The 4,930-nt window shown below is 52.2% G+C and carries 4 protein-coding genes; all 4 read left to right on the top strand.

From position 1 onward, the window contains the following. Positions 1–1,165 (top strand): sulfatase-like hydrolase/transferase (locus OXG87_10505; protein MCY3869980.1); only part of this gene is annotated, 1,165 nt, incomplete at its 5' end. A 22-nt stretch (positions 1,166–1,187) separates the two neighbouring features. Then, positions 1,188–3,431, top strand: coding sequence for an arylsulfatase (locus OXG87_10500; protein MCY3869979.1), 2,244 nt, complete (start codon positions 1,188–1,190; stop codon positions 3,429–3,431). A gap of 81 nt (positions 3,432–3,512) precedes the next feature. Then, positions 3,513–4,187 (top strand): NIPSNAP family protein, encoded by a 675-nt coding sequence (locus tag OXG87_10495; protein MCY3869978.1) that lies wholly within the window; start codon positions 3,513–3,515, stop codon positions 4,185–4,187. A 12-nt stretch (positions 4,188–4,199) separates the two neighbouring features. Beyond that, the coding region (locus OXG87_10490; GenBank protein ID MCY3869977.1) for a thiamine pyrophosphate-binding protein at positions 4,200–4,930 on the top strand (731 nt) is incomplete at its 3' end.

The raw sequence follows: 4,930 nt of genomic DNA, 5'->3' as shown, positions 1-4,930 counted from the left end.
CCTGCGCAATGCCGCAAACAATGGGCAGACCGTAGGCGAGAAAACCGGGCGCGCTTTACCAGAAGAAGATTTCGATGCCATCCAAGAAAAACTGGATGACATCGGGAGCCCGCACAGCTACACCGATATCCCCTGGGGCTGGGCTCAGGTGGGCAACACACCCTTGCCATGGTACAAGCAGGATACACATGCGGGCGGTGTACGCGTGCCGATGATCATTCACTATCCTCCAGCTATAAAAGATGCTGGCGGTGTAAGGGGACAGTTCCACTTCGTTTCAGATCTCACACCGACAATACTTGAAGTACTCAATTTACAACCTCGGTCGTGCTACCGTGGATACGATCAGATGCCTATTACGGGAACGAGCATGGCCTACACTTTTGACGACAGAGATTGCCCTACGCAAAAACCTGTTCAGTATTTTGAAATGATGGGCAACCGTGCGCTCTGGCTCGACGGCTGGATGGCCGTTACCAGACACGACTCAGACGACGATTACAATGATGACGAATGGGAATTGTATTATCTCGATGAAGATTTCTCGCAATCCAATAACCTCGCAAAGGCCGAGCCAGATCAACTGAAAAAGCTGATTGAAAGATGGTGGGTAGAAGCCGGACGCTATGGCGTCTTGCCTTTGCGCTCTGGGCTGCCACCGCGCCCCACCACTGCGGAACCCGATTCGCTGACGTATCATTTTGTTCCGCCAATGGCTCGCATTGCATCAAAACAATCGCCCGCACTGGAACAGGGAAACTGGTCATTAACTGCCGAAGTTGAGATCCTGCCAGAAACCGAAGGCGTCATCTATGCCCAGGGCAAATCCCTCGATGGATTTTCTTTATTCATACAGAATGGCACACTGTGCTTTGTGTATAACGCGCTGGGGCAAACAATCTCAGGTCGTTCCACAACGACGCTTCCCAATGGTCGTATTACCGTGGGTGCTGCGTTCGAACCCGCCGACGATGGCACAGGAACCATCACGCTCACGGGAGATGGCGAGACAATCGGTTCGATCCAAATTCCAGACGCCACACGCAGGTCAAAGATGCGCGGTGTAGAAGTCGGTCGCAACCGACATTCACCCATCGCGGGCGTTTCACCTTTTGAATTCACTGGCGTTATCCATTTTGTAGATATATGCGTAGAACTCAGGTGAGGAACTAATCGGGGAATGATATATGGAACATGACAGGCATTTCAATGGGACCATCGGTCGGACCTTTGAAGACTCAACTGCATCATGGATCACGAAACCGACTGAGTTAAAACAGTCGCCCAACATCGTGATGATTGTGTTAGACGATGTCGGGTATTCACAATTGGGCTGTTATGGTTCTGATATTGAGACACCTGCGCTGGACAGTTTGGCAGAAGATGGCTTGCGATATGCCAATTTCCATGTAACCCCACTGTGTTCCCCTACCCGCACTTGCTTGTTGACGGGTCGAAACCATCATAGTGTCGGTATGGGCCGCGTGACTGAGATGAACAACGGCTTTCCCAATACACGCGGGTTTATTTCCAAAGAAGCCGCCAATCTGGCTGAACTATTGCGCCCCCATGGCTATCAGACCCTCGCCGCAGGCAAATGGCACTTGAATGCCATCGATGACACGAGTCCGGCAGGGTCCTATGATCACTGGCCTTTACAACGTGGGTTTGACCGCTTCTACGGATTTCTGGCTGGCGAGACCAACCAGTGGCATCCCGAACTCGTCATGGGCAACGAGCGCATTGAACAGCCATCCACCGAGGACTATCACCTGTCGGAAGATATCGTCGACCAATCTTGCAAATGGCTTCGGCAGTTGGTTTCGGCAGACCCCGACAAACCCTTCTTTCTGTACCTGGCATTTGCGGCTGGTCATTCTCCCCACCACGTGCCACGAGAATTTGCAGACAAATACAAAGGTCGGTTTGACGATGGCTGGGATGTTGCGCGTGACAAAACCCTAACTCGCCAGAAAGCATCCGGTCTATTGCCTGATGATCAACGTCTCGCCCCGCGGAATGATGGTGTACAACCCTGGGACGAACTGAGCGCAGATGAGCAACGCCTTGCAACCAGGTTTGAGGAAGTCTTTGCTGGCTTCATGGAACACACCGATGTTCAAATCACCCGTTTGCTTGCCGAGTTGGATGCACTCGGTAAACGCGACGACACAATTGTGATCGCCCTTTCTGACAATGGCGCAGCATCTCTGGGTGGTCCTCACGGTAGCTACCATCATCTGCGTTCTCGCATAGGAGATCCACCCACAGTTGAGGAAAATCTCGCCCACATTGATGACCTCGGCGGTCCTCTAAGCTATCCCATTTATCCTTCCGGCTGGGCGATGGCGGGCAATACGCCGTTCAAACGCTATAAAGGAAATACCTATGCAGGCGGTGTCCGCGCACCACTGCTCATCCGTTGGCCAGCGGGTATCCAGGCCAAAGGCGAAACGCGGCGACAGTTTTATCATGTGGTGGATATAACCCCGACCCTGTTAGACCTTCTGGGGCTGGATCTGCCCAATCAGGTGAATGGCATAGAACAAATCCCTTTGCATGGTACGTCGATGGCTCACACACTGAATGACAATACGGCGGATACCCGAAAAAAAATCCAGTATTTCGAAACGACTGGTCAAAGAGCGATCTGGCACGAAGGCTGGAAAGCCGTGACCTTCCACACCAGAGGCACCGACTTCGATGCAGACGAATGGGAGCTTTATCATTTGGATCAGGACCTGGCCGAGATAGACAACCTGGCAGATCAGCATCCTGAAAAATTAAGAGAAATGATCGACCTCTGGTGGCGTGAAGCGAAGCAATACGGCGTCTTACCTCTGGATGATATAGGTGGCAGAAATGGTGTGGGCTGGTGGCCTGAACCCAAGGATCGCTGGGTATTATACCAGGATGCGGTACTGCCCCACCATTTTAAATCCGGCCCAAGAGTGCTCGGTCTCTCACATCGCATTACCGCACGCATTGAACGTAAATCAACGGACGTCGAAGGTACTATTGTCGCCGATGGTGGTCGATTTGGTGGCTGGAGCTTATTCATCCACGACAATCGCCTGCACTATACAAACAACCACTCCGGCGATCAAAAACGCATCTCTTCATCAGTGACAATTCCACCGGGCAATGTAACACTTCGTCTTGATGTGGTGAAAACCGGAGAAGATGAAGGGCGTGCACGTTTCATCGTAAATGACAAGCCTGCGGGCGAAGGTCTTATATCACCATTTCGCCAATATAACTTTGTCAACGAACCCTTTGAAGTGGGGCGAGATAGCCAGACACCCGTTGACGATCATTACAACGCCCCGTTTGTATTCTCAGGCCAAATCGTCGATGTGGTAATCGAGGCCGTAGGTGAAGAGATCGTGGATCAAAATACCCTGCTTGAAGAACTGATGAGTAGTCAATAGGAGCACGCAAAACATGAACACAGAATCAACAGGTCCCAAAGATTCTTATGTCTGTAACCTATGACGAGAAACGAGGATTGAATGATCTATACCATCCGCACATTTCACGTTCACCGCAAAGACTACGCCGAATTTGTTCGCTTTAGCGAAGAACAGATCTGGCCAGCCATCGAAAAAAAAGGAGCGCGTGCACTCGGCCTCTGGGTCGTTGCCATAGGTGGCCCCGAACGCATCTTTCTCATGACGCGATACGACAGCCATGGTCATTGGGAAGAAACCCGAAACTGGGACAATCTCGCCAATGAAGGCAGTGGACGTGCCGCACTCGTACACGAAACCGAATGTATTTCCCTCTTGCCCCTCACGCAAAGACAGCCCGATAGCGACGCCCCCGAAAAAGAGCCTGGCATTTATACTCTGCGCTCATTTAAAGTCGCGCCCGCCGACGTTTCGCGTTTTGTCGACTTATCAGAAAATCAGTGGTGGCCCTGGGTCACCCGAGGCGAAGGTGTGCGCCCCATTGGCCAATGGATAACCAAATCAGCACCCGAAGAACGCATCTACATGATGACGCGGTACGACAGCCTGTATCATTGGGAAGGCCATCACAGCAATGTCGGCACCATCGCACAACCCGATGATCCCGAAATGGGCAAAGTCTGGGAAATCGGCCAAAAAGCCATTCAAGAGCGGAAAAAAATCACCATCGATACCAACGTCAAAGTTCTGCGTCCCATCACCAGCAGAAGACCATAAAAGGAGACCCCAATGCCCCAAATGACAGGTGCACGATTTCTCGCAGAAACCGTGCATGGCCACGGAATAGACACCGTCTTTTTTATGCCCTACATCGCGCCCCGAGCATTGATGGAAATGGAAAATCTCGGCATGAAACGCGTGCAAACCCACGGAGAAAAAGCCGCCGCGTACATGGCCGATGCGTATGCGCGCGTCAGACGCGGTCCAGGTCTTTGTATGGCCCAATCCGTTGGTGCCGTTAACCTCGCTGCCGGTCTTCAAGACGCCTATCTTGCCTGCTCGCCTGTTATCGCAATCACAGGCAAAGAAAGCCATGTCAATCAGCTCCGCCATGCCTATCAGGAAGTCGATCACCGAAACCCGTTTGATGCAGTTACAAAATACACCGCTGATATCCACGCCGTCGATCTGCTGCCCGTGTATTTGCGGCAGGCTTTTCGATCAGCCACCACAGGCACCCCCGGTCCCGTACATCTCGATCTACAAGGTCTTGCCGGTCAAGTCGTCGTTGAAGCCGAAGCCGATTTTGAAGTCGTCATCGAATCTGCCTTTTCCCAGATTCCACCTTTTCGCCCGACTGCCGAACCCGAATTGATCACCGAAGCCCTCAAGTTGCTCACACAAGCCAAAAAGCCGATCATCATGGCCGGTGGCGGTGTGACCACATCCGATGCCAGCGCCGAACTCATCGCCCTTGCCGAGAAGCTTTCTATCCCCGTTGCCACATCCCTCAATGCCAA

Source organism: Gemmatimonadota bacterium, assembly GCA_026706845.1.
Taxonomy (GTDB): Bacteria; Latescibacterota; UBA2968; order UBA2968; family UBA2968; genus VXRD01.
This window is presented reverse-complemented; position numbering and strand designations above follow the sequence as displayed.